The organism is Chryseobacterium sp. UF-290, from assembly GCF_058245615.1.
The window spans coordinates 1-965 of record NZ_JBSICB010000038.1; the positions used below are offsets into that span (position 1 = coordinate 1).

Genomic DNA, 965 nt, shown 5'->3' on the forward strand with positions numbered 1-965 from the left:
TTATTTTATTAAAAAACTATAGCGTCGGTTTTCAACGCTATAGTTTTTCACCAACACCAACACGTTTGGAACATTACCCTACTTATTATTTTTTAAGGACTGTACAAACATCCTATCTACAGCAAGTGAAACACTGTCCTTGTCTTTAAAATTAGAAAAGTTAGTTACTATACCAATTACGCTCTCATTATTATTAACAGGTATAAAACAAGAATAATGATCATTATTTTTTTTACATTTTAATTTCCCCTCTTTTGTTATTTTCCTTTTAAGTGTATCGGAAATAGTATAATCAAAATTAATGTGTCGAGTTTTAAAATTTGAATCAGGAAAATAAAAATTAAAACTAAATCCATTGTTTTCAAATAACACATTGTAAAACTTACTTGATTTCTTATAAAGTAATCCTTCTTTATATATTTTAATTTGATTTACAATTTGTTTATCCAGAAAAATATATTCTACCATATACTTTTCACCATTTTTTTTATTCTTGATTTCCCACCAATCTTGTTTGGAGTGATTATAAGTATTTATAATACCTTTTAACGAATAATTATTATTATCACCATTAACCTTCGTTATTGAGTCATTAATTTTTATTTCTGAGGTTTTATACTTATTTAAGTCTGTCAGTTCCAAAATATTTACCCTATTCTCTTTTTTACAGTTAAAGAGGACTAGTGTAAATAAAAAAAAGAAAATTTTATTATTTTTCATACTACCAACCATATTTTTTATAATGCCAACTTTTTCTATAATTTACTTCGTTAAGAGAATCTGCTGATTTATCCAATTTCTTTTGTTCATTTATTCTATTATTTTCAAGAACTTTCTTTATTGTGTCATGCGGATAAGGATCATATATAGTAGAAGTAATCCAAATACTATCATTTTCTTTCCCACCAAATAAATCGGACAGCTCTCTAATTCTATCTCCTCCCCATACAGCTGCATAAATTCTT

General features: G+C 25.9%; 2 protein-coding genes. Both read right to left on the minus strand.

The genetic code is table 11. From position 1 onward, the window contains the following. Window positions 1-78: 78 nt before the first annotated feature. On the minus strand, window positions 79-720 hold the full coding sequence (locus tag AC4IF5_RS20390; RefSeq protein ID WP_490737782.1) for a hypothetical protein: 642 nt from the start codon (window positions 718-720) through the stop codon (window positions 79-81). Between the two features lies 1 nt (window position 721). Then, the coding region (locus AC4IF5_RS20395; protein WP_490737784.1) for a hypothetical protein at window positions 722-965 on the minus strand (244 nt) is incomplete at its 5' end.

Coding starts and splice junctions, on each gene's coding strand:
- AC4IF5_RS20390 (WP_490737782.1), bottom strand. CDS start 720: ATGAAAAATAATAAAATTTTCTTTTTTTTATTTACACTAGTCCTCTTT.